Annotated in this window: 22 protein-coding genes; 6 read left to right on the top strand and 16 right to left on the bottom strand. The window is 33.2% G+C overall.

The features are described from left to right. Positions 1–77 precede the first annotated feature (77 nt). The 4 genes from DK508_RS19205 (at position 78) to DK508_RS19220 (ending at position 7,355) form a co-directional block, all read left to right on the top strand. Complete coding sequence (locus DK508_RS19205; protein WP_160114798.1) at positions 78–3,620, top strand: M43 family zinc metalloprotease; 3,543 nt, start codon at positions 78–80, stop codon at positions 3,618–3,620. Positions 3,621–3,748: 128 nt separating this feature from the next. After that, positions 3,749–4,120: a BlaI/MecI/CopY family transcriptional regulator gene (locus DK508_RS19210; protein WP_109302404.1), complete on the top strand. Its 372-nt coding sequence runs from the start codon at positions 3,749–3,751 to the stop codon at positions 4,118–4,120. Then, positions 4,117–6,117, top strand: a complete 2,001-nt coding sequence (locus DK508_RS19215) for a M56 family metallopeptidase (protein WP_109302405.1) — start codon at positions 4,117–4,119, stop codon at positions 6,115–6,117. The genes DK508_RS19210 and DK508_RS19215 overlap by 4 nt, the downstream gene beginning before the upstream one ends. Positions 6,118–6,254: 137 nt before the next feature. Continuing rightward, the gene (locus tag DK508_RS19220; RefSeq protein WP_109302406.1) at positions 6,255–7,355 is read left to right on the top strand and encodes a DUF4407 domain-containing protein; all 1,101 of its coding nucleotides are present in this window, start codon (positions 6,255–6,257) and stop codon (positions 7,353–7,355) included. A gap of 20 nt (positions 7,356–7,375) precedes the next feature. Here DK508_RS19220 and DK508_RS19225 read toward each other — a convergent pair whose 3' ends face one another. The 4 genes from DK508_RS19225 to DK508_RS19240 are packed head-to-tail and all read right to left on the bottom strand — an operon-like array spanning position 7,376 to position 12,201. Continuing rightward, on the bottom strand, positions 7,376–8,623 hold the full coding sequence (locus DK508_RS19225; protein ID WP_109302407.1) for an FAD-binding oxidoreductase: 1,248 nt from the start codon (positions 8,621–8,623) through the stop codon (positions 7,376–7,378). A gap of 44 nt (positions 8,624–8,667) precedes the next feature. After that, positions 8,668–9,678, bottom strand: coding sequence for a 4-hydroxyproline epimerase (locus tag DK508_RS19230; RefSeq protein ID WP_109302762.1), 1,011 nt, complete (start codon positions 9,676–9,678; stop codon positions 8,668–8,670). Position 9,679: 1 nt separating this feature from the next. Continuing rightward, complete coding sequence (locus tag DK508_RS19235) at positions 9,680–11,263, bottom strand: aldehyde dehydrogenase (NADP(+)) (protein ID WP_109302408.1); 1,584 nt, start codon at positions 11,261–11,263, stop codon at positions 9,680–9,682. 20 nt (positions 11,264–11,283) lie between these two features. Next, positions 11,284–12,201: a dihydrodipicolinate synthase family protein gene (locus DK508_RS19240; RefSeq protein ID WP_109302409.1), complete on the bottom strand. Its 918-nt coding sequence runs from the start codon at positions 12,199–12,201 to the stop codon at positions 11,284–11,286. 105 nt (positions 12,202–12,306) lie between these two features. Here DK508_RS19240 and DK508_RS19245 point away from each other — a divergent pair, with 105 nt between their 5' ends. Beyond that, positions 12,307–13,197 carry an AraC family transcriptional regulator gene (locus tag DK508_RS19245; protein WP_235016438.1) on the top strand — a complete coding sequence of 297 codons (891 nt, stop codon included), beginning with the start codon at positions 12,307–12,309 and terminating at the stop codon, positions 13,195–13,197. 53 nt (positions 13,198–13,250) lie between these two features. Here DK508_RS19245 and DK508_RS19250 read toward each other — a convergent pair whose 3' ends face one another. The 12 genes from DK508_RS19250 to DK508_RS19305 all read right to left on the bottom strand — a co-directional run bounded on the left by DK508_RS19250 (position 13,251) and on the right by DK508_RS19305 (position 23,279). Continuing rightward, positions 13,251–13,976, bottom strand: coding sequence for a carbon-nitrogen hydrolase family protein (locus DK508_RS19250; protein WP_109302410.1), 726 nt, complete (start codon positions 13,974–13,976; stop codon positions 13,251–13,253). 27 nt (positions 13,977–14,003) lie between these two features. Continuing rightward, positions 14,004–15,773, bottom strand: coding sequence for a DNA mismatch repair protein MutS (locus tag DK508_RS19255; protein WP_109302411.1), 1,770 nt, complete (start codon positions 15,771–15,773; stop codon positions 14,004–14,006). Between the two features lie 104 nt (positions 15,774–15,877). Continuing rightward, the gene (locus DK508_RS19260; protein ID WP_109302412.1) at positions 15,878–16,234 is read right to left on the bottom strand and encodes an MmcQ/YjbR family DNA-binding protein; all 357 of its coding nucleotides are present in this window, start codon (positions 16,232–16,234) and stop codon (positions 15,878–15,880) included. Continuing rightward, positions 16,235–16,648 carry a GNAT family N-acetyltransferase gene (locus tag DK508_RS19265; protein WP_109302413.1) on the bottom strand — a complete coding sequence of 138 codons (414 nt, stop codon included), beginning with the start codon at positions 16,646–16,648 and terminating at the stop codon, positions 16,235–16,237. Further along, positions 16,648–17,268: a DUF4230 domain-containing protein gene (locus DK508_RS19270; protein ID WP_109302414.1), complete on the bottom strand. Its 621-nt coding sequence runs from the start codon at positions 17,266–17,268 to the stop codon at positions 16,648–16,650. The genes DK508_RS19265 and DK508_RS19270 overlap by 1 nt, the downstream gene beginning before the upstream one ends. A 1-nt stretch (position 17,269) precedes the next feature. Next, entirely contained in the window at positions 17,270–17,626 is a 357-nt protein-coding gene (locus DK508_RS19275; RefSeq protein WP_109302415.1) for a DUF4260 domain-containing protein, read from the bottom strand. Beyond that, a complete protein-coding gene (locus tag DK508_RS19280; RefSeq protein ID WP_109302416.1) occupies positions 17,623–18,375 on the bottom strand; it encodes a cyclase family protein in 753 nt (250 codons plus the stop codon). Before DK508_RS19280 ends, DK508_RS19275 begins: the two co-directional genes overlap by 4 nt. Before the next feature lie 13 nt (positions 18,376–18,388). After that, the gene (locus DK508_RS19285; RefSeq protein WP_109302417.1) at positions 18,389–19,174 is read right to left on the bottom strand and encodes a class I SAM-dependent methyltransferase; all 786 of its coding nucleotides are present in this window, start codon (positions 19,172–19,174) and stop codon (positions 18,389–18,391) included. 17 nt (positions 19,175–19,191) lie between these two features. Then, the gene (gene hemW, locus DK508_RS19290) at positions 19,192–20,328 is read right to left on the bottom strand and encodes a radical SAM family heme chaperone HemW (protein WP_109302418.1); all 1,137 of its coding nucleotides are present in this window, start codon (positions 20,326–20,328) and stop codon (positions 19,192–19,194) included. A 53-nt stretch (positions 20,329–20,381) separates the two neighbouring features. Continuing rightward, a complete protein-coding gene (gene ruvC / locus DK508_RS19295; RefSeq protein WP_109302419.1) occupies positions 20,382–20,939 on the bottom strand; it encodes a crossover junction endodeoxyribonuclease RuvC in 558 nt (185 codons plus the stop codon). A 57-nt stretch (positions 20,940–20,996) separates the two neighbouring features. Continuing rightward, on the bottom strand, positions 20,997–21,479 hold the full coding sequence (locus DK508_RS19300) for a hypothetical protein (RefSeq protein WP_109302420.1): 483 nt from the start codon (positions 21,477–21,479) through the stop codon (positions 20,997–20,999). Between the two features lie 72 nt (positions 21,480–21,551). Beyond that, entirely contained in the window at positions 21,552–23,279 is a 1,728-nt protein-coding gene (locus tag DK508_RS19305) for a lipopolysaccharide assembly protein LapB (RefSeq protein ID WP_160114799.1), read from the bottom strand. Between the two features lie 475 nt (positions 23,280–23,754). Between DK508_RS19305 and DK508_RS19310 the strand changes: the two genes are divergently transcribed. Continuing rightward, a complete protein-coding gene (locus tag DK508_RS19310) occupies positions 23,755–23,970 on the top strand; it encodes a hypothetical protein (protein ID WP_200831889.1) in 216 nt (71 codons plus the stop codon). Positions 23,971–24,051 lie beyond the last annotated feature (81 nt).

Consider the following 24,051-nt stretch of genomic DNA (forward strand, 5'->3'; position numbering starts at 1 on the left):
TTCAGGTATAATACGACAAAGTTAAAAGCATGAGTAGTTTTAATTTTCGGGTAACTATAACACAAAATCAACTAGTTATGAAAACTAAAACTTTTTTTTTAATCGTTTTATCATTTTGGTATACCGGTTTTCTTTCTGCTCAGGAAGGAAAAATTAACGCCGAACGATGTAAAACAAGTCAAGCTAATCATGATGCTTTTTCAACCAGCCCTAAAGCTAAGATCGAGTTTGATAAATTCAATGAATTCACAAAAAAACATGTCAGAAGTAAGACATTTTCTCAAAAAGCAGGAGAAACCTATGTGATACCTGTTGTATTTCATATATACGGAGATGTACAACATGGAAAAACAGTAACGTATCAAAAAATAAAAACGGCTCTTGAAATTCTTAATAAGGATTTTAATGGGTTAAATGATGATTGGAACACGGTTGATCCCGTTTTTAATGGCCGAAAAGCTACGTTAAGTGTACGATTTGCACTTGCAAAAATAGATCCTAACGGAGGTAGTACAAATGGGGTAGTTTTTTACCCAGAGGCATCTGGAATGGGAAACTATAGTAATCCTATTGTTGCTAGAGATGGTTGGGATAACTATAAGTATATGAATGTATATATCACTGGTGATTTATATGGTGATGGAGTGTCAAATAACTCAGGTGTAGCATGGTATCCAAACACTACAATGTCTGATCAGGATATAGCACGAGTAGTATATAATGGACAATATTTACATGGTAATACAGATAAGGAATTCGCTTCGATACTAACTCACGAATTTGGTCACTGGTTAAACCTTATACATACTTTTGAAGGAGGTTGTGATGATGCTAATGGTGATTATGTTAGTGACACTCCTAAAGAGGACTCTAATTCGGGTGATGATGGATGTACGGTTGGCGCTAGTGATTGCGGTAATTTGATCAACTATGAAAATTATATGGGATATGATTCTAACGCTGGTTGTGCCAAAATGTATACCCGAGGTCAGGTAGATAGAATGCTAGCGGCATTAGAACACTCTACAAGAAAACCACTTTGGCAACCTACAAATTTAACAGCTACAGGTGTTGATGCCAACGGAGCTTCTCTTGTAGTATCAAACTCAACAGTAGAAGAAGGGTTGTCAAACGATGGAACAGTGTTTAGTGATACTAATGAGATAGAAATTTTAGAAGGTAATTTTGCATTAAGTTCAGGTACAATGGTAGAAGGAACTCATTTTACTTCAAATTTACCACAAGGATATGCTGCTTCTATAACGGTGTTGAATAACAAAACACTTAGAGTTCGCTTCAATGGCCGCACGAATAACCATGCAATAACTAATAACACTACAGGAACAATAACATTCAGAAATGCTGCGATTTCTGGAGGTGTGGGAACACTAGTTTCTGATAAAGTATCCTATCAATTCACTTTTTATGATCCGTATGGGATTGTATATGTGGATAATGCTGATCTCACTGTAAATTCGGGAAATGTTTGGAAGCCGTTTACGGTCATTGGCGAAAACAGATATGGTCTTTTCTATGAGAATAATGAATTAAAATTAGAAACATATCGACAGGCGTTAATTTGCCAGGCAAACACACGTAATGTGACAGCGTTACCTCAAAATACGATTATATCTTCATCAAGTAATTGGGTAAATGGAGGGAATTATCCAGATTTACATGTGGTAAGAAGTTCAGATCATACATCGTGGGATGGTCAAACAGCTTATGTAGGATTTCAAATGGAATTATACCCAGGAAAAACTAATTATGGTTGGTTTAGGGTTCGTGTAAATGCTAATGGTAGTGAAGAAACGTTATTGGATTATGCGTATAGCACTGAACCTTTTGGTGAGATTAAAGCAGGGAGTACCGTGTATGATGGAGGTACGGATCCAACTTGTGATGATGGTATCCAGAATGGAGACGAAACAGGAATAGATTGTGGGGGTAATTCATGTCCCGCATGTCCAGTAGAAGTTGATGGTGGATCGATTTCTTCAAATGATGATAGAACAGAAATAACTACGATAACTGGGGATGGTCAAGCAGATATTATCACTTTTAAAAGTACCAGTCAATCTAATGCTAGTTACAGATATCTGATCACGGATGATAGTGGTGCTATCTTGGCTACAGAAACTATTTCTCATGATTTTGAAGGTGCTACAGTAGGAGTGTGCAGAGTTTATGGAATTTCTTATGATGGTAATCTAAGTGTTAACGGAAAAAACATAACAGATAGCGGATTAGCAACAGGAGTTTTTGATATTTCTAGTAACTGGATTACAGTATCTAGAATTGATGATAATACAGGGCCAACCTGTGATGATGGTGTGCAAAACGGAGATGAGACAGGAGTTGATTGCGGAGGTTCTTGTCAACCCTGTGGTACAGTAACCTATTGTACTGCATCTACCACTCAAAATACATTACATATTACCAATGTAAAATTAGGAAATATAGATAATTCTACTGCCCATACACCATATTCTAATTATACAAATCTCTCTACTAATCTTACAGCAGGAGAACAAACGGCGTTAACAGTTAAATTAAATAATGATCACTGGACATATAATGCAGTGGGTGTTTGGATGGATTGGAATAATAATGGTGATTTTACCGATCCGGGAGAGAAAGTATATTCTAGATATGCGGCTGGCCCTTATACCGCAAATATTACTCCACCTTTAGATGCAGTATCTAATGTTAATTTAAGGATGAGAGTAAGGGTTGGATATGGTTCAGAGTCTAAAATAACTCCTTGTGGAGAAGATACATATATAGGAGAAGTTGAGGATTATACAATACGAATTGAAGGTGTAGCTACTCCATCTTGTACAGATGGTATCCAGAATGGCGATGAAACGGGTATTGATTGTGGTGGATCATGTACTCCCTGTAATACTAACGACGGAGTTGTTTATGTAGATATAAATGACGTTTCTGTTAACTCTTCTAGTACCTGGAACTTTTTTAGAATAGAAGTAGGTGATGATAATGGTTTTGGAGCTTGGTATTCTGGTGGTCCGCGTTTGGTAACTTATGATAAAGATGTTATCTGTAATGGTAGTACTAGTAACATTACTTTTTTAGGAGAAAATCAAGCCATAAACGGTACGAGTAATTTTGTAGCGAACCCGCATAGTTATATAGTAAGTTCTTCTTCGTACAGTGATTGGAATGGAAAAACTGGATATATAGGATTTACTTTCAAGATTAACGGAAACACACATTACGGTTGGTTCCATATTGAAGTTTCTACAGATGGGGGATCCTATACTATATTAGATTATGCGTACCAAACTCAGGCAAATACAACAATATATACAAGTAATGTGGGAGTAGCCGGAGCCGATGCTAAGGGAATTAAAGAAAACTTAGTGAGGTTAAGTCCAAATCCTTTTCAGAATAATTTTGAAATTGATATGAGAAAGATGGGACAAGGCAGTATTTCAATAGATATATATAATATGTACGGGAAGAAAATAGTGAATAAAGAATTTCAGGAGAACCCTGGAAAAGTTATTCTTGGAGAAAAATTGTCTACTACTGGTATCTATTTTGCAAGGATAAAAACCGGAGATAATACGATCATAAAAAGAATTATGAAAAAATAAAACAACAGTTAATTTTATCAACTACAAGCCACTCTATTTTGAGTGGCTTGTGCTTTTTATAACATAAATATTTGGAAATATAATTTTTTATTCTACATTTGTAGAGTTAATTCTAATTAAGTAGAGCAATGCAATTATCTAAAGCAGAAGAACAATTAATGAAATACCTCTGGAAATTAGACAAAGCTTTTATGAAAGACTTGTTGGATGCTTATCCAGAACCCAAACCTGCTACTACGACTGTTGCAACATTGCTGAAGCGAATGCAGGATAAAGATTTTGTTGATTATACTTTGTATGGAAAATCTCGAGAATATTATCCTTTGGTAAAAAAAACAGATTACTTTTCGAAGCATGTAAATGGCTTAATTAAGAATTTTTTTAATGATTCGGCTTCTCAGTTTGCCTCATTTTTTACCTCTGAGACTAATTTGTCTACTACAGAATTAGAAGAACTAAAAAAGATTGTAGATCAACAAATTAAAAAGCAACAACAATGATAGCCTATTTAATCAAATCGACACTTTGCTTATTGGTTTTAGGATCTTTTTATAAGCTATTTCTTGAAAAAGAGAAAGTCCATAATCTCAAAAGGTATTATCTCATTTTTAGTATTTTATTTGCTTATACCATTCCTTTTATTACGATAACATATGAAAAGGAAGTATATATAAACCCTCAAGATATAATTGCTGCATCAGAGATAATAGTAACACCTACGTATGTTACTAAGGTTCATGATATTACGGTAGAATCAATAAATTATGTACCCATTCTTTTATGGAGTTTGTATAGTATAGGGTTTATAATTTTTGGATTTAGATTTACTAAAAACTTGTACAGTCTTAATAAAAAAGTGAGGAAGAATGAAAAGTTAAAGGAATCCTCTCATACTAATGTTTTATTAAGAGATGCCGTAGTTCCTTATACTTTTTTGAAATATATCTTTGTTCCTAAAGCCGAATTTTTACAAAAGTCGATTCCAGAAGAAGTACTTTTTCATGAAAAAGCACATGTACATCAAAAACATACACTAGATATACTGTTTGTAGAGGTGTTGCAAGTTGTTTTTTGGTTTAACCCGTTACTTTTTTGGCTCAAAAAAGCAATTAAGTTAAATCATGAATTTCTTGCAGACCAGACCGTATTGAAACATCAGTTTTCGATACAACGATATGTCAATCTACTTGTTAATTATCCAACCAGTTCTAATCAGGCTGCATTAACAAGTACTATTAATTATTCATTAACCAAAAAACGATTACAAATGATGACGAAAGAATTTTCGAAAAAAAGAGTTACTCTTAAATTATTGGCAGTAGTACCTACTCTGTTATTATGCCTGTTGTTCTTCAACAATGAGATAATTGCTCAGGAAAAGAACAATTGGAGGTATAGTAAAACGAACAGCAGTCAGGATAAAGAAATTGAGATTAGAATAAAAAATGAACAAATTAGGGTTAATGGTTCTTCTGTTACTTTAGACAATCTTTCTAATACGATAGATACTATTACCCAAGAATGGGAGGATAGTGAATTAACTGGTTTTAACTTTGATGTTAAACTACAGAATGTAGATCAAAAATTTGTGGATAAAATTAATGAAGTATATAGATCTACAAGGTTGTATAAGGCAAATCCTGATGGTCATGATTTGGTTCCACCAAAACCGCCAATGCCACCTTCTCCAAAAGTAATAAAAGGAGAGCCTAGCAATATTCCACCACCAGCACCCAAGGTAAGAAAGGGAGAAAAAAGTACTATTCCAACCCCTCCTAAAGCACCTTCTTATGAAGAATCAGAAAGAGAAGAAATGATGGAAGCAATACAAGAGGAAAGAGAAACTCTTGCAATGGAAGCCATGGAGCAGGCTGAGGTGGCTAGAGAAGAAGCTGAAATAATGCGTGAAAGATCACAAAGTGCAAAACAAAGAGCGAATCAACTTGCCAGAGAAGCAGTTAGGGAACAGGTTGAAAAAACAAGAATCCAGGCCGAAGAACATGCTCAGATTGCTTCTTTAAAAGCGATAGAACAGTCTATGTTAGCACATGAAAGAACTCTAGAAATTCAAAAAAGAAGTGCAAAAAATAAGAAAGAAAATCGAAAAGAATTATTAGAAGAATTAAAAGTCGCTCATAAAGCGGCTGCAGAAGCAAGAAAAGCAGCCGTAAAATCACAACAAAAAGCCAGAAGAGTTCAATCGGAAGCAAGAAAAGAAGCTATGAAAGTACAATTAGAGGCTCGTAAAGCTGCAATGATGGCACAACAAGAAGCTCGTAAAGCAGCAATGGTGGCACAACGGGAGGCCTTTAGATCTAAAGCTTATTCGAGAGGAGAGTTTATTAAAAAAATGGATGATAAAGGAGCAGAGTTTTATTATAAAGGAAAACGTATTTCCTCTGAAGAAGCACGTAGATTAATAAATGATGCTACTGAGAACTTGTCTATAAATTCAAAAACAAAAAATGGCAAGACTGTAGTTAAAATCAAAAATTAAATAAATATCATATAATCGCTTTTATATAGAGTTTTAATATTATAAAAATTACCTAAAACCTCGCTTAGCGAGGTTTTTTGTGCAACAAAAGGTTACAATTCAACGTTCTAAAAGAATCAATCAAAAACCCTTAGATTATGATTAAACGTTTTTTTATACTCTGCTCAGGAGCGGATGCAGATATTTTGGAGAGTTGTTCTAACGGAGAACAAAATAAATATGCCGGAATAGGCGCTACAGTTTTTTTTACCGCCGTAATGGCTTTCATTGCGGCAAGTTATGCACTATATACTGTATTTGACAATTATTTTACAGCTGCTTTTTTTGGTTTGATATGGGGATTATTAATCTTTAATTTGGATCGATTTATTGTTTCTACGATCAAGAAAAAAGATAATTTTATGGATGAACTTTTGCAGGCTTCTCCTAGAATTGTTTTGGCCATAATCATAGCGGTTGTAATTTCTAAACCTCTAGAATTAAAGATTTTCGAAAAAGAAATAGATAGGGTCTTATTAGAACAAAAGAATGATTACACGCTAGCTAATAAAGAGCAAATTGCGACACAATTTACACCGGCAATCATTGCAATCGATGAAGAAATAAGTTCTTTAAAGCAAGAAGTTGTCACTAGAGAGACCGAAGTAAATGATTTGTACGAAACCTATATTGCCGAAGCCGAAGGAAGAAAAGGTACAGAGATTATAGGTAAAGGACCAGTATATAAGGAAAAAAGAGAAAAACATGATGCTGCATTGGCGGCATTGGTAGAGTTAAAAAAGACAAATACAGATAAGGTTATTTCTTTAGAAACTCAAAAAACAGAGTTGGCTGCTGCATATGAAGAACAGGTGGATACTTCGCAACCTATAATTGATAATTTTGATGGTTTAATGGCACGTGTAAATGCATTAGGTGAGTTACCATGGCTGCCAAGTTTCTTTATATTTTTATTGTTTTTGGCTATTGAAACTTCTCCAATTTTTGCAAAATTACTATCTCCAAAAGGAGAGTATGATTTTAAATTAGATGATGCAGAAGGTGAGATCAAAAATTGGGTCGAGCAAAAAGAAGCACAACGTAAAGTAGTATTGCAAACGGATTTCACTATCAATGATAAGGTATATGGAGACCTTACCGAAGAGGAAGAGCTGTATGCTTATAAAAAGAAAATTGCTCGCGAAATGATGAAAAAACAGCAAGACGCGTTTTATAAACGACAAACAGGAATACTATAATTTATAATTAAAGAGCAGTTTTAGAATTTCCTATCTGGATGATATGGACTTATATCGAGAGATGGTTTTATCCCTGAAACAATTTCAGATACTATTTTACCGGTAGATGGCCCCATGCTCCAACCCATCATAGCATGACCAGTAGCTATAGTAAGGTTTGTACAATTGGATGACTTTCCGATATAAGGCATGCCATCAGGAGTCACTGGTCTTAATCCACTAGCTGCACCATCTTTTTCTTGAGTTGTTAATACAATATCTCTATAATAATGTTTGGTGGCATTTGCTATGGCTTCAATTCTAACTTTATTAATGTGATGATTGATGCCAGCGATTTCCATAGTTCCGGCAAAACGCGTAAATCCCTGCATAGGGGTTACGGCTACTTTTGCTTCTGCTAAAATAGCAGGGATAGTTATACCGAAATCCCTTTCAGAATCTATTCTATAACCTTTACCTGCTTCTAGTAACAATCTAATTCCTAGTTTTTTGCTTAATAATTTGGACCACGATCCAGCGGCAAGTACAAATTCATCGGCAACATAGATGTTTGCAGCGGTACTCATCGAAGATATTTTTTCGTTTTTAATAGAGATATCTTGAATCTTTTCATTTTTCTGAAATACTACTCCATTGGATTTTAAATACGTTTTCATTTCTTCCATGAAAATATGGGGTGTGGTATGGGCATCACATTCATACATAACAGCACCTTTGGCTTGTATATTAGTATCGGGTTGTAGTCGTTTTAACTCTTCAGAGGAAATTTCTCGTACAGGTAACCCTTCTTTTTTTGCGACTTCGGCTACCCTTATTTCTTCTTCCAACATTTTTTCAGTCTGGCAAATCATTAATAACCCTTTTTGTTCCAACTGAAACTTGAATTTTTCTGTTTTTTTAATTTCAGAATACAAATCTCTACCTAATAAGGCGATATCCTTGATTGCTGTTATACCGCGATTCACATTTTTAACAGAACAAGAGGAGTTAAAAGCCCAAGTCCAACGTAAAAAATCAGGATCAAGCCTGGGTTTTATATACAACGGGCTTTTTGGATTGAACATCCATTTCAATCCTTTTTTCATTACTCCAGGAGCAGCAAGAGGAATGATATGACTAGGAGATAGATAACCTGCATTTATATAAGAAGCGCCAAAATCCATTGAAGATTGATCAATAACAGTTACTTGGTGTCCTTCTTTGTACAAATAATATGCAGAACAAAGACCGATGATTCCACCGCCAATAATGATAATACTTTTACTCATATTTAAAAATACTATAATAAACTCTTAGATACAATTGTACTAGTTTATATAACCCTAAATCCATGTGCATAAGGATCGTCTTGATCGTCGATAATGATTGTGTTGTACCCATAGATTTTTGCCCATCCTTGTATACTAGGTACAATTGCTTTTTTATCGCCTATTGTAGTTTCCATTGCTATTCTACCTATAAAAGTGCTACCTATAAAACTTTCATGAACGAATTCATCCCCTTGATTTAATTTTCCTTTTGAATACAATTGCGCCATTCGCGCAGATGTACCTGTACCGCAAGGTGAACGATCAATGGCCTTGTCACCGTAAAAAACAGCATTTCTACCAGATGATTGTGGATGTATAGGGGCACCAGTCCATAGTATATGACTTACATCTCTAATGGTTTCATTTTCGGGATGAATAAACGCATTAGGGTATTTCTCATTTATTAAATCACGTAATACCCTAGAGTACTGGATTAATTTATTCGCGGTATAGTTCTGTACACCTTCAAAATTTTTCTGCGGATCAATAATGGCATAAAAATTACCTCCATAAGCAACATCAAAAATAAGTTCTCCTAGTTCAGGAGAGGTAATCGTTAATTCCTCTGCGGCAAGATAAGATTTTACATTTTTAAGCTTTACCCAATCTACTTTATTGCCAACCTTTTGATATTCGATTTCTACCAATCCAGCGGGAGCTTCCATTCTTATTTTACCAGGGATCTTGGGTGTGATTAATCCTTCTTCGATAGCAATAGTTATTGTGCCAATAGTACCATGACCACACATAGGCAAACACCCCGAAGTCTCAATAAATAAAATAGCAAAGTCATTTTTTGAATCATGAGGTTCAAACAAGAAACTCCCACTCATCATATCATGTCCTCTAGGTTCAAACATTAACCCTTGCCGTATCCAGTCATATTCTTTAAGAAAATGCTGACGCTTTTCACTCATTGTATTGCCAATGAGGTGAGGTCGTCCTGTAGTTACTACTCTTACTGGATTGCCACAAGTATGTCCATCGATGCATTTAAATGATGTTCTTGCCATATTAGATAGAATTCTGTGTTTGTTTGCCATTGATTTGCCTAGAAATAGTAAGCAAATTTTCATTTTTTAATTCATCTGGTAATAAGTTGTTTGGCCAATTTTGATAGCTAAAAGGTCTTACCCAACGCTTTATAGAGTCAATACCAACTGCAGTAAATCGACTATCCGTAGAGGCTGGATATGGTCCACCGTGAACCATAGCGGCACAAACTTCTACTCCGGTAGGTACTCCATTAAAAATAATTCTTCCTACACGGTTTTGTAATGCATCTACTATATTTTTGTGTGCTGTTAGTTCATCATCTTCTGCGAGAATCGTACCTGTAAGTTGACCTTCTAGATTTGAAATAATTAGAGTCAGCTCATCTGCATCTTTGCATTGTACAACGATAGAAAAAGGCCCAAAAACTTCTTGATGCAAAATTGAGTTGCTAAGAAAGGTTTTTCCTTCTACTGCAGTAACGGCTTGTCGTGCATGATTGATTGCAACATTATTTGCGTACTCTACAGTTTTTGTTAATCCGTTTTGTTGTAATGCATTGGCTTTGTTTTTTTCATAATTACCAATAATATTGGGATGTAGCATGCAAGAAGGTTCTATAGCCGTAATTTCATTAGAAAGTGTTTGTACAAAATTATCTAATGCTTCATCTTTTATTCCTAAAATCAGTCCTGGATTAGTACAAAATTGCCCTGCGCCCAAAGTAATGGATTGCGCATAGGTTTTGGCAAGATTCTCCCCTTTAGTTTGTGCAGCTTTTGGCAAAATAACGACTGGGTTAATGCTTCCCATTTCTGCAAATACTGGTATAGGCTCGAGTCTTTGTCCAGCGAGATCTAAAAGAGCTCTTCCCGCGCGAATGCTCCCTGTAAATCCTACTGCTTTTACACTAGAATGCTGTACTAATTTCGTTCCTACTTCTATTCCTGAACTATTAAGATTTGAAAATACTCCATCTGGCATTCCGGTCTTTTTGGCTGCCGTAATAATTGCTGAAGCAATTAACTCTCCTGTCCCGGCATGCATAGGGTGTGATTTAACAATTACGGGACATCCTGCAGCTAGTGCTGCCGCAGTATCTCCTCCTGCCGTAGAATAAGCTAATGGGAAATTACTAGCTCCAAAAACAACAACAGGACCCAGAGGAATAGACATTTTCCGGATGTCGGGTTTTGGCATTGGAGTTCGACTTGGATCTGCAGTATCAATTGTGGCTTCTACCCAAGAGCCTTCTTCAACTAAGTTAGCAAAAGTTTTTAGCTGCCCTACAGTTCTTCCTCGCTCTCCTATTGCTCTTCCTTCGGGCAAACCAGTTTCAGAAGTATATGCTTCAATTAATTGAGTATCTAATGCCAAAATCTCTTCGGCAATAGTATTTAAAAACGCTGCTTTTTTTTGCCCAGATACTTTTTGGTAAACTTCAAAGGCTTGTGTAGCCATTTGAACGGATTTTTCTATTTCTTTTGACGAGGCTTCGTAAAAAATGTGCTCATTTTCAATATTTAACTTAGGATTAAATGTTCTATAAGTGATATCCCCATTAGAAGAAAGTTGGTTTCCGATGTAATTTTTGCCAGTGATCATGTTTCGTTGGGTAAAAAAAATTAATTAAGTATTTTACAATTAGATAATTGAGGTCTGGTTTTTAGTCCATTTTCAATGATTTCCAGTACTTTCTTACGCTCTTCACCTACAAGTGGTAATCGAGGTGCACGTACGTTTTCAGTTCCTATGCCTGTAGCTACTTCTGCCAATTTTATGTTCTGTACTAATTTAGAGTTAATATCTAATTCTAGCAAGGGTAAAAACCATCTGTAAATAGCAATTGCTTCTTTAATCTTTCCTGCTTTTTGAAGTTCGTAAATGGCTACTGTTTCATTAGGAAAAGCATCTACTAATCCAGCGACCCAACCATCTGCTCCCATTAGTAAACTTTCTAGGGCGAGTGTATCAACTCCGCTCAAAATTTTTAATCGATCTCCAAATCGATTTTTAATTCGGGTAACATTAGAAATATCTCGAGTCGATTCTTTTACAGCTTGTATATTATCTAATTTCAATAACTCTTCAAACATGTCCAATGTCACTTCAATTTTATAATCAACAGGATTATTATATACCATTATCGGTAAATCCGTACTATTAGCGATTTCTTTAAAATAAGTTACTGTTTCTCTATCTCCGGCTTTATATCTCATTGGAGGAAGCATCATCAAACCATTAGCTCCATCTTCGTGGGCTTTTTTTACGGCAGCAATAGCTCCTTTTGTTGTTTGCTCGGCTATATTAATAATCACAGGAACTTTGTTTTTAACAATGTCTACTGTTGTCTTAACCAATGTGCTTTTTTCGTCTTCGGTCAAGGTACTTGCTTCACCTAAGGTACCACCGAGTATAATCCCATGTACTCCAGCTTCTAATTGTGCATTAATATTTACTTCGAACATTTTTAAATCCAAAGTGTCCTGATCGGTAAATTTTGTGGTCACCGCAGGCATTACGCCTTCCCAATGTATTGCCATAATTTATGTTTTGATCAAAGGTATTGTGAATATGAAGGGTGAAATATCTATAAATTATCTAATTATGATACTATTTTACCTTTAATATGCGTTTTTGTAAATTTAATGAGTAATATTGGTATAGTATTTATGAAAGCACTACCGTTTAAAATACCAAAAACATCAACAGATACTCTGATTGTTCAGGAGGATAAAGGACTTGTGTTTTATGATAAGTTACATCAACACGAAGAGATTCAGATTTCTTTAATTGTTTTGGGAGAAGGTAGTTTAATAGTCGGAGATACAATTACTAGTTATAAGGCTAACGATATTTTGATTTTTGGAAGTCATGTTCCGCATGTATTAAAAAGCAGTCAATCTGAAATAGAGTCGTATATGATTTCTATTTTTTTTACTAAAGAATCTTTTGGGGATGTTTTTTTCGAACTGACAGAGTTTGATGATATGGCAACTTTTTTTAATAGTTTGGCCTATGGGATTCAGGTAATTTCTATGAAAGAAGAGCTAATTGATCAGATGCTGTTAATTAAAGAGAATAAAAACAGATTAGATCGTTTTATGATTTTTTTGCAAATCTTAAAATTGTTAAGCGAGGCTAAAGTACAAACATTGTCTTCTTCAATTATGAAGAAAAATTACTCTGATAATGAAGGTAAGAGAATGGCAGATGTTTTTCAATTGGTTATGAATGATTTTTATAGAGATATTAGTTTAAACGAAGTTTCAAGTATTGCTAATATGACGCCAAACGCATTTTGTAGATATTTTAAACAACGTACAAACAAAACTTTTTTTCAATTTTTGACAGAAGTTAGAATAGAAAACTCATGTAGAATCTTGTCAAAAGAACACGACATCTCTATTGCCGAGGCTTCTTATTCTAGTGGATTTAAAAATCTTTCCAATTTCAACAGAAAGTTTAAAAAAATAAAAGGGATAACTCCATCGGGGTATAGAAAAAAATTACAAAATTCGGATTTTTTCGATTTATAAGAACTAAAATTAGACAATATTGATACGCTTTTGATAATATGAGATGAGCGCTATTATATTCGTTTAGTTAATATTTTTGTTTCTGTGTCTAAAATTAAGATCCCCTCGTTTTTGTGATCCAGTTGACCAATAAGTTCACCCTTCTCATTCCAAATGGCTGATTGTCCGGCGCCTTCAAAATTATCGCAAAATCCTATACAATTAGACATGAATATTGGGATATTATATTTTTTTGCCATTTTCGGAAAATGAGTCAGTGCCTTTTCAATTCCATTTTGTGTTTTTGCTACACTAGCCACATATAATTTTGCACCAAGTGTATTGGCATTGTCAATATGCTTTGGTAATAATGATTCATAGCAAATCGCAGGTGCAATTTTTTTATGCTTAATGGTAAGAATTACCTGTTCTTTACCTGCAATAAAATAGGGAAATTCATCTGGATGCAGTTTGAGTTTCGAATATATCTTTTTAGGTAGTTTTTGTTGAAAGAAAGTCATACTTATACATACTCCCGATTTAGATTTTGTAGGCAAACCAATAGCAATGGTAATGTTATTAAGATCACTAATCTCCTGAAATATATCTAATCTTGAGTCATTTTGATCTAGCGTTAATTTTTTTGCCAATTTGGGTTCATAGCCTGTTAATGATAATTCAGGAAATAAAATCAAATCTACTTTGTTGGAGACAGCAATATCAATCCATTTTTTATGATTCTCAATATTATTTGAGATATTCCCTTTTTCTGATTTTATCTGTGCTACGCAAACTTTCATTAATACGCTATATGGTGTTTATTACGGCTAAACAATCCCCATTTTTTTTAATAAAAAAGAAGCATTCATGTTTTGACAAATACCATCCTTGAACTTGTAATCAAAATACAATTCGTCGTTTACAATTTGAGCATCAAAAAATCGGTTTTGTACCTGTTGTAAATCAGAAGCAATTTCACATAAACTTAAATCATGAGTTGCAATAATCCCAGTAGCATTTGCAGCTACTAATTTTTCTACAAACTTACGCGATCCTGCTGCTTTATCCTTGCTGTTGGTACCTTTTAAGATCTCATCCAGAATAATAAAATAAGTATCGTTTTCTAGTGCATCAACAATCTTTTTGAGTTGCGTGAGTTCTGAAAAGAAATAAGAAGCATCATCACTTAACGAATCCGAAGTTCGCATACTAGATATGAGTTTAATAGGATTGTAATCACATGATTTGGCACAAACAGGTAATCCAACATTAGACATCATAATTTGTAAAGCTACTGTACGTAAAAATGTACTTTTTCCGGCCATATTAGCACCAGTAATAATAAAAAACTGTTCTTTATCTATTAGAATATCATTGTCTACACGTTTTTGAGTAGTTAACATAGGATGTCCTAGTTGTTCTGCTTTAAGGATGATATTATTAGATGTAATATTTGGGTAAACATATTTAGGGTGATTAAAGGCAAAGTTTCCAAGAGAATTGTATGCGTCAAAAAATGCGATAACTTCGAACCATTGTTCTACCTTATTATGATTTTTTGAGATCCATTGTTCAATTCGATAACTCTGTAATATATCCCAAAGCATGAGGCCGTTTGCCAAAACTCCAAACATCATGTTATTGCGTTGATCAAATGCATTAAGTATACTCGCAAATTGTTTTAAAGTTTGTGAAGCTTTTTCTGTAGTAGTAATTACTAATTGTTGTTTTTCTTGCAATAATGTTGAATCAAAAGGAGTGTTTTCGATTTTATCTACAAGTTTGTAGTATTGTTCGAAAGTATCTTTTACTTTGTTTGCATTGCTGTATAATACGTTTATTTTTTTTATTTGAGTTCCTGTAATAGCTAAGCCAATAAAAAACCAAAATACATATACCTGAAGAGTGATGATATCTAAAAATAAAAGGACGAGTAAAATCAGTGATATTCCTGAAATAATGGCAGGAAGCAAACGCATGATTTTTGGCACAAAAAAAGTATAGTTTTGTAACCATTTTTGAATAGTACTTATAGGGACAGTAACACTCACCAAAGATGCTATAGCACTAAACTCTTGTCTCCATTGGGCTAATTTGGATAAGTTTTTAATAGCTTCTTGTTTCCTTTCTATTTGATGCGTAGTATTAGCTGAAAGAGTTGTAGCTAATGTAGTTTTACCGGCAAGAGTGGTCGTTCTATTCGTAAACTGAAAAAAAGATTGATCACCAAATAAATCTATGTCATGACTAAAAGGGTGAGAGGTATCTATATATTCTTTTCCCGGAGAAAGCATACTTACATCACCATCAAAAACATCAAGTTCTAATTGGTTAATTTGGATTAGTTTTTCAAGTTTGTTTTTTATGTATGTAAGATCGGTATGTCGATTAACTAAAAATATAAAGAGCGCTATTCCTATAACCAAGCTTCCGATAATAATTTTGGTATTTGGATATCCAAAATAAATAGTACCAACTATAGTTAAAAAAATTAATAATCTAATACTACTAGACAAAGCTAATTGCTTCTTTACTTTTTTAAGAGATAATGCATGTATAGAAATTTGTTCTCTATAAAAATCTTTAGGGTTGTTCATTATAATTTTAAATTCTGTTCTTTCTACATCAGAAAAATATAGTTGTCTTATTTAATAAGGTAGTCAGGAGTTTTAGGTGCTCCCAAATTATATTTAATACGTGGTTAAAGGCTTTCTAACTCTTGTTTTAATTTTTTTGTTAAACTACTCACTACCAAATCATACGAATGATCAATTAATTCGCATAACATATTAGTAGGTAAACTATCAGAAAAGTTAACAGTATTCCAATGTTTTTTATTCATGTGGTATCCAGGAGTTATTTCGGGATGATATTCTCGTAACTCAATGGCTTTGTCTGGATCACATTTTAGGTTTACACTAAAAGGAATTCTGTTCAGTCCAGTTAACGCAAACATTTTACCCATTACTTTAAATACAAGAGTAGTTTCATCAAATGGAAAATGTTCTGTTACTCCTTTTTTTGCTAAGCAATAATCTCTAAAGATTTCTACATTCATTTATTCAGAAGTTTTTGTAAGTTTTTCCATTATTATAGAAGGATTTTCAACTTTTTTGAAATCAAATTGTTTATATAGATTATGAGCATCTTTTGTAATTAACATCCACCTTTTAATTTGTTGCAAACGTGGATCATTAGTAATGGTTTGCATCAACAATTTTGAGTATCCTTTCCCTCGATGTTCTTCGGTTATAAACACATCCATTAAATAACCAAAAACAGTATAATCAGTGAGGACCCGGGCAAATCCTATTTGGTTACCATCTAGATATACTCCAAAATTCACACAATTTTGAATTGTAATGATTACCTCTTTTTTGGTTCTACCTTTTGCCCAGTAAGAAGTAGTCAAAAAACTATGTATAAAATCAATATCTAATTTTTCGGGATCGGTTGATACTATAACATCCATTATTCTTTTAACTCTTGAATTGTGTCATTATTGTCGTCTAGTTCTAATGCAGAATAATCTAAGGTCCATCCTATAGATTCTGCAAGAGTTTCCATTAAAGAAATTGCGGTTAGTGCCTCTTTTTTAGCAGTTTCCATTAATCCACTTTGTGGTATTTTATCTTTAATAAATTGTTTAGCTTCTTTATTAAGTTCGGTTAGGTCACTTGAAGTAAAAGGATTAAGCCAACCATCTTTTTTATCGTAATATTTAAAATCGGTCTCAATAGTTAATAATTTAGGTTGTGGGAATTGCGTAAGAATAATTTTCTTTTTTTTAGTATCACTTTCTAGTTTTACCTTGGATAAATCGAAACCTATATACGCTTTGGCATCGATTAGTATTAATGCTTTTTTGGTTCCTGTTAAAAGATTGAAAAATTTATCTTTTACACTTTCGTAATGATAGATTTCGGCAAAATCACCTTCTACTGTTACTAGTTTGCAAACACTTTTAATCTTTTCCATGAGTATGGTAGATTGTGTTTTTACTGCAGATTTATTTTTTACTGCATTAAATTTTGCAAAAATAAAAAAGGCCAAAATTGCACCCCCTAAAAGTCCTATAAATAGTAATTCCATATTAACTCTTTTTCCCTATTTCTCCGAGATGTGTAAATTTAAAACCTTTTTTCAATTTTAATCCATAACCTAATATTCTATCAAAGGCCGAATGTGAAAAAAGGATAATCCCTACTAAGAGCAATATATCATTAGATAGATAAACGCCAACTAAGTATAATGCAATTGCTATACCTTTATGATGAAATATGTTATATGTAAATGCTCCAAATTTATTATTTATAAAATAACCAAACATTCCTATATCAGGAACAAAAAACAAAGCCAAAAACAACCACCAAGAATACGATAGTAAACTAAATAAATGAATTCCTAATAGTAGCATCGCGATTTCTTCTAACTGTACTGTTGTTTTCATTTACTAAGTATTTTATAAAGTACAGGTTTACTTGGTGAAGCATCATTTTCAAAAGAGGCAATTTGAAGATTGAGAATATAAAGACCATCCTTAATCCTATCGGATACATAAATTAATTCGGTTATCGTTGCAGTATGTCTTACGTTATCGGGATAATTCCAGAATGCTTTGTGTGCAAGCAACTTGCCTTCATCTTTTTCTTTGTCTACAGATGGTAAATCGATAAGTAAATGCTCTATACCAGTATCTCTTATAAAGCTTGCGGCTTCTTCGGTAAGATAAGGCCAATTGGTATGAGAATACTGTTTATTTAACTTATTGTCAGGATTTGGTAGTGTTCTTATCACCAATGCGTTACAATCATTAGAAGGTATTGAGTTTTTGATTAAATCTTTGGTGATTACCCTATCGCCGTCTTGTTCTTGAGGAGATACAGAGATGACTTGGGCTATAAAAAAGAATTGCTTTAAGGCATCATTAATGCTATAAAACCTTGATGTGATATGGCCAACACATTCGGTATGTGTGCCATGACCATGCGGATTAAAAGTAATATTATTAAAGTTCGTTGAAGCTCCTTTTGAGACTTGACCTATCCATTTTCCATCAATTACGGGTTCAATTTTAGGAGTATCAATATACCACGCATTTACATTTTTATCAGAAGCTTTTAAGGGAATAGAAATATCTAAGGGCTTAGAAAGGTCTATGGTATATTTTTGATTGTTATATTCTAGAACTGTAATCATATAATTTATGCGGTTAGGCTTTTTTGACTGTTATAAAAAGGTAATCGCCATCAGTGTTTTCATATGTAGAAATGATATTGTTTATTTTTTTTGAAATAATATCTTTTTCTAGCATAACTAATCCCTGTTGTACCTCTTCTGCATTGGCGAGAGATGAAAAAGAGGAAATTCCATGTCTAACACTATTTTTAAAATACAATTTTGGATTGTGCTTTCCAGAATATAAAAAGAGATCTTGTAAATCGGGTTGTATAAAGTATTTTTCGGTGCTATGAATTTTTAAAGAATTAGCTTTTAAACAGGATTCGATATGCTCATAAGCAGGCATTTGGGTTATAGAATCGGATAACATTTTTGGGAAATAATAATTTAACCAATACCCTTTCATTTGTTTGGGAGTAGCTGTAAATAATATAATCTTTCCATTAGGTTTTAAAATTCTGTTAAGTTCAGAAAATCCTTTTTTTAAATCCTTCCAATGATGTAATGTAAGACTGGCTATGATACCATCTATACTTTCTGAAGGTAAATCAATATGTTCAGCTTTTCCGATTTTCCAGGTTATCGTTTTATCTTTAATTCCTGCTTTTTCTAGCATTTCCCGAGAAGGGTCTATACCGATAAATTGATGCCCTTTTTTTGAAAACTCTGAGGTATAATTACCAGTGCCACATCCTATATCCAAATATAAGTTTCCAGAAACTGGATTTAGTAAAGTATACAATCTGCTAAAAAGATAAGGATCTGCTTTTCGAGTGATGTTATAATCCACCCCTATGATATCATATTTTTCTTGCACGGCCCCTAGTTTAATAATTAATCTAAATTTACTAAGAAAAGATCACTTGCGATGCCATCACTTAAAAACTTTCCTTTTTTTGTCACTAATAAGGTATCCCCATCGATATATAACAAATGTTCTTTGATATGTTTTTGAGCTTGTTTTAAAAGATAATTTTTATAGGCGCTACCAAACTCATGTTCAATATTTTGAATCGAAACACCCCAGATTGTTCGCAATCCAGTCATGATATACTCGTTGTACTTATCTTTTATGGATAAATTTTCAATATCTCTTGGCAATTTGTTTTCTGATAATGCCTTAATGTATTTGGTGTTGTTGTTAATATTCCAACTCCTTTGTTTTCCGTTATAAGAATGCGCAGATGGCCCTATCCCTAAATATGTTTTACCTTGCCAGTATGCCGTGTTATTTTTACTAAAATAACCCGGTTTCCCGAAATTGGATAACTCATAATGTTCGAAACCTGCTTTTTCCAAACTTTCCACAAGGATTTCAAAATGTTGTTGTGCTAATTCATCATCGATCTTTGCAATTTCGCCTTTTTGTATTAGTGTTTCTAATGCGGTCTTAGGTTCTACAGTTAGAGCGTAACAAGAAATGTGAGGAACTCCAAAATCTAATGCTTGTTGAATATTTTCTTTCCAACGAGTTACAGACATATTAGGAATGCCATAGATCAAATCGATAGATATATTTTTAAATTCACGAGTGGCCATAGATAGACATTCCATAGCTTCTTGCGCATTATGAGCTCTATTCATTAATTTTAAATCATCCTCAAAAAAAGATTGAATGCCGATACTAAGTCGATTTACACTACTCTTAGTTAATTCACTTATTTTTTCTTTAGTCAGGTCATCAGGATTGGCTTCAATAGTAACCTCAGGATGATCACAAACAGTGTAATTTTTATAAATAGTACGAATAATTTGTTCAAGTTCCTGAATTGATAAAACAGAAGGAGTACCTCCTCCAAAATATATGGTTTCAATAATTTGATTTTCATTTATTTCCGAACGACGTAGTATAATTTCTTTACATAAGGCGACAACCATATCTTCTTTTTTCTTCATTGAAGTCGAAAAGTGAAAATCGCAATAATGACAAGCTTGCTTACAAAAAGGAATATGAATATAGATCCCGCTGATGGCGTTTTATTTTATGATTATATTTTTTTTCAAAAAGTAAAGGTAGACTATAATTATTTTTTAATTCTACCTTCATTTTGTTTTACAAATGATGACCAACCAGTATAACTCTTACCTATACTTGCTGCTCTTCCCATGTTGTAAAAATGACAAACAGCTGCCGCTAAACCGTCGGTAGAATCCAGGTTTTTGGGTAAAGTCTTGATTTGAAGTAAGCTCTGAAGCATTTTTGCTACTTGTTCTTTACTAGCATTTCCGTTTCCAGTGATGGCCATTTTAATTTTTTTTGGAGAATATTCCGTAATAGGAACCTCTCTACTTAATCCTGCGGCCATAGCAACTCCTTGGGCGCGACCTAATTTAAGCATTGATTGTACATTTTTTCCGAAGAAAGGCGCTTCGATAGCAATTTCATCAGGGTGATACGTGTCTATAAGTTCTGCAGTACGTTCAAAAATAAGTTTTAGTTTTAGGTAATGGTCATCATATTTACCTAATTGAAGTTCGTTTAACTGCAAAAAAGACATCTTTTTATTTTGAACCTTGATAAGTCCAAATCCCATAATAGTGGTTCCAGGGTCTATACCCAATATAATTTTTTCGTTACTCAAGTCAGGAAATATGTTTTGTACACTACAAAACTACATAATTAAGACGAAGCATTGGTTTTAATCAATACGAATTACTAGTGGGAGTTGGTATCGTGCAGATACTGGCGTGCTACGAGTATGCGCAGGTTTTACCTTAGGAAGTGAATGAATCCCTTCTTCTAAAATTTGTTTAAGATTAGGAATTTCTGAGATAACAATATCAGGTAATTCAAAATCTTCAATAATAATTACACTCTCTTTTGTAATTAATAAAGGAACCCAAATAGTATCTTGTATTGGTTTTTTTGTAGAGATAGATTGTTTTGATAAATGATCATGAATGTGTTTTGTAATCGTTTTTTGAAAACATGATTCAAGTTCTTCTTCAGATTTCCGTTTACAGATTTCAAAAAGAGGCGGTTGGTCTACTTCACTCCAATTAAGCTTATCTAGTCGCTCTTTTACGATTTCTTCTTTATGTTCCTTTTTGAGAACGAAATTATCACAAGATAATAAGCTAAAAGCTAGTAATGAGTTGATATATAAGATTCTCTTATTCATTATCCGTAAAATGATTTCGGATAGCCAAGCTACATATTTTTTTTAAGAGTGTAAAAATTGAAATCCTAAATATTAAAGGATTTTGTTTTGTAGATGATCTTTTAAAGAAATATCCTCAGGGATATTCATTTTTTTCTTTAGTCTTTTTCTAGCCATTTTTACAGCATGAGTAGAAACACTTAGCATTTGAGCAGATTCTTTAATAGATAAATTAAGTTTCATTAAAAGACAATGTCTTACATCATTGGTAGATAATTCAGGATAACTTGTGTGTATTTGTGCAGTAATACCAGGATACTGCGATTCAATTCTATCCTTTAAAATAGTAAGGTCTGAGGTGGAAGAAATAAATGTTTCAAGTCTTTTTTCGGCCTCTTTTAGTTCTTCGCGATTGTTATATTTTATAGCAGATGATAAGTTCTTTTTTATATAAGAGAGTTTAGAAAGACGATCATTTACAGATATCATAGTAGCCAAAAACTCTTCTTCTTTGTTTTGTAAATGATTTTCTAAAATCTTTTTTTCGTTTTCTTTTAATAGCTCTATTTGGCGTGCGCTTCTGTGATATTTCTTATAAAGAAATATGGATAATAGAATAAATAACAGGCCAAACAAACCAACGGCCAAAGAAATGATGTATAGCTCTTGTTTTTCGTTTTTGTAACTTAAAATATCGTTATCCTTTGTTAGCAATTCATTTTTATATTCTTCTTCGATTAGTTGTATCTTGCCCTCAGATATTTTCGAGATATCTTCATTTCTTGTTCGATATAAACTATCTATTAGGGCACCGTATTTTTGATAATTTTCTGCTGATTTATCCCAAGATTGTATTCTTTTATAGATAGCGCCTAAATTCTTATAAGAAAAAGCAATATCCAAAGGGTCATCAGGGTTTTTAAGAATAGCATTTTCGAAATGAATGATTGCAAAATCTGGATTATCTAACGAGTTATATATTTTACCTAATACTAATTCATTAACAGCAATATAACCGCTAAATTCAGGTTTATCTGCTAGAATTTCTTTAGCCTTTAAAGCTTTTTCTAGGGCAACCTCATAATCACCTAAGCTTCTATATGCATCAGCTATAGATGTTAGGTTGTAGCTTATTTCTCCTGTTTGTTCTGTGTCTAGAATACTCTCTAAATTGGCATTCCACCAGTTAATAGCTTTTCTGTATTCGCTTTTGTCAAAATAAGCTTTTGCCAAATTGCCATATAAATAATATTTTAAGTCTTCTTGAGCTATTACTGTAGAATCCTGCAATAACTCTTTTGAATAAGCTAGTACTTTATCTGGTTCACCAAGCTCTAAGTGACAATTTAAAATATTCATTTTGGTAATCATCGCCATCTTTTTATCTCCTTTTTTGAGATTAATTTTATGGGCTTTGTGAAAATATTTTATGGCTTGGTAATGAAATTCTTGATTTGTAAGTATCGTACCTTTATTATTATAAATGTATGATAATACAAATTCAAGATCAGGATGTTTTTGTATAATTTTCTCTCCTTTTTCATAAACAATGTGCGCACTATCGATCATAGAGTTGTGGGTGTAATAAATACCTAGATTAACTAATCCCTTTACTTCACCTCTAGGATAATTGGCCTTTTTTGATTTCTTGATCAATTCTTTTAGCATATCTCCATTGCCAATTAGGTCTTGATTGGCAATTTCATATAAACTGTCGATTTGTTTGATTTGAATTGTATTGTCTATAGCTTTTTGAGAGAAGGCAATATTGAAGTTATTGCATAACAAAAATGCTAGTGTGAGGTAGGTTAAATGTTTCACTTTGGATGCTAGTTGGTTAATTGTAATTGTGTTTACAGCTCAAAATAAAAAATAGTACGCTGTATGTATTCCTTTTTTTAGCAATGTACCCCTAATGTACCCTTGCCAAAATGAAAAACAGACGTTTTTTAGAGCGTAACCTAATTTTGAAAACTAACGTAAAAAAACAAATGTTATTCTAATTAAATCAAACTAATATTAAAAACAACTTAAATCAAACTCACACTAATCTAACGCAAACTTAATCATGAAAACAATACTACTATGGGAATCCTCAGCACTCATGCTTTTTAAAGCTAAATCACCTAATAATAGGGATTTCAATCCCTGTTTTTCTTGTATTAAACCTATATGCTAAACAAGTGTACAAGAAATTAATAATATAAAATGAATTATAGATATATGCGTATTGTCTAAGTTTTTTAGATGGTGTAGCTGTTTTTGTAATTTTTTAAAACACACAAAATCACTCAATATGAACTGCTTGAAATATTTATTTTCGATACTATTTTTTTGTATCGCAATTACACATGTAAAATCACAAACTCCAACCCCACCTAATGGTAAAAAATGGGCTAAAGTAAATGAACTATCTGATGAATTTAACGGAAATTCTCTTGATGGAAATAAATGGGTAAAATCCAGTCGAGATTGGATTGGTCGCCCTCCCAGACTTTTTAAGGAGAATTAGTATCAAAGGTAGTAACAAAAAGATATATCCTTTTATCAAAAACTTAGCGACCCTGAGATACAAGAGCTACCTCTTGCCTAA

Source organism: Aquimarina sp. AU474, from assembly GCF_900312815.1.
Lineage (GTDB): Bacteria > Bacteroidota > Bacteroidia > Flavobacteriales > Flavobacteriaceae > Aquimarina.

What these genes read in the sequence shown, in the direction of transcription:
- DK508_RS19205 (WP_160114798.1), top strand. Translation starts at nt 78, where the DNA reads ATGAAAACTAAAACTTTTTTTTTAATCGTTTTATCATTTTGGTATACC.
- DK508_RS19210 (WP_109302404.1), top strand. Translation starts at nt 3,749, where the DNA reads ATGCAATTATCTAAAGCAGAAGAACAATTAATGAAATACCTCTGGAAA.
- DK508_RS19215 (WP_109302405.1), top strand. Translation starts at nt 4,117, where the DNA reads ATGATAGCCTATTTAATCAAATCGACACTTTGCTTATTGGTTTTAGGA.
- DK508_RS19220 (WP_109302406.1), top strand. Translation starts at nt 6,255, where the DNA reads ATGATTAAACGTTTTTTTATACTCTGCTCAGGAGCGGATGCAGATATT.
- DK508_RS19225 (WP_109302407.1), bottom strand. Translation starts at nt 8,623, where the DNA reads ATGAGTAAAAGTATTATCATTATTGGCGGTGGAATCATCGGTCTTTGT.
- DK508_RS19230 (WP_109302762.1), bottom strand. Translation starts at nt 9,678, where the DNA reads ATGGCAAGAACATCATTTAAATGCATCGATGGACATACTTGTGGCAAT.
- DK508_RS19235 (WP_109302408.1), bottom strand. Translation starts at nt 11,263, where the DNA reads ATGATCACTGGCAAAAATTACATCGGAAACCAACTTTCTTCTAATGGG.
- DK508_RS19240 (WP_109302409.1), bottom strand. Translation starts at nt 12,201, where the DNA reads ATGGCAATACATTGGGAAGGCGTAATGCCTGCGGTGACCACAAAATTT.
- DK508_RS19245 (WP_235016438.1), top strand. Translation starts at nt 12,307, where the DNA reads ATGAGTAATATTGGTATAGTATTTATGAAAGCACTACCGTTTAAAATA.
- DK508_RS19250 (WP_109302410.1), bottom strand. Translation starts at nt 13,976, where the DNA reads ATGAAAGTTTGCGTAGCACAGATAAAATCAGAAAAAGGGAATATCTCA.
- DK508_RS19255 (WP_109302411.1), bottom strand. Translation starts at nt 15,773, where the DNA reads ATGAACAACCCTAAAGATTTTTATAGAGAACAAATTTCTATACATGCA.
- DK508_RS19260 (WP_109302412.1), bottom strand. Translation starts at nt 16,234, where the DNA reads ATGAATGTAGAAATCTTTAGAGATTATTGCTTAGCAAAAAAAGGAGTA.
- DK508_RS19265 (WP_109302413.1), bottom strand. Translation starts at nt 16,648, where the DNA reads ATGGATGTTATAGTATCAACCGATCCCGAAAAATTAGATATTGATTTT.
- DK508_RS19270 (WP_109302414.1), bottom strand. Translation starts at nt 17,268, where the DNA reads ATGGAATTACTATTTATAGGACTTTTAGGGGGTGCAATTTTGGCCTTT.
- DK508_RS19275 (WP_109302415.1), bottom strand. Translation starts at nt 17,626, where the DNA reads ATGAAAACAACAGTACAGTTAGAAGAAATCGCGATGCTACTATTAGGA.
- DK508_RS19280 (WP_109302416.1), bottom strand. Translation starts at nt 18,375, where the DNA reads ATGATTACAGTTCTAGAATATAACAATCAAAAATATACCATAGACCTT.
- DK508_RS19300 (WP_109302420.1), bottom strand. Translation starts at nt 21,479, where the DNA reads ATGAATAAGAGAATCTTATATATCAACTCATTACTAGCTTTTAGCTTA.
- DK508_RS19310 (WP_200831889.1), top strand. Translation starts at nt 23,755, where the DNA reads ATGAACTGCTTGAAATATTTATTTTCGATACTATTTTTTTGTATCGCA.